Raw genomic sequence first — 306 nt, 5'->3', positions numbered from 1 at the left:
CTATACCTATGATTCTTTAGGAAGGCTTGTAAAGACGGTTACCACAGATCACAGGAAAGACGACAGCAAACAGACCGTGACCTATACGTATGATAAGGTTGGAAATCGTCTGGCCGAAGACAAAGGGGATACGAAGACCACCTACGATTATAATGGACTGGATCAGGTGAAAACTTCGACCACATGGAAAGATGGTACCGTACAAGAGAATAAGCAGTATGTCTATGACAAGAACGGAAATGAGATCGGACAGACCAATGGAACAACAGGGGAGATCCTTTACCGTACCTATGATGCGGAGAACCG

The 306-nt window shown here is 45.1% G+C and carries 1 protein-coding gene; it reads left to right on the top strand.

The window, feature by feature from the left end; all coding sequences use genetic code 11:
* A partial coding sequence (locus tag QGT46_RS16810; RefSeq protein WP_301591666.1) for a hypothetical protein occupies positions 1-306 on the top strand: 306 nt, incomplete at both ends.

This window comes from Anaerostipes faecis, from assembly GCF_910574135.1.
Classification (GTDB): domain Bacteria; phylum Bacillota; class Clostridia; order Lachnospirales; family Lachnospiraceae; genus Anaerostipes; species Anaerostipes hominis.
This window is presented reverse-complemented; position numbering and strand designations above follow the sequence as displayed.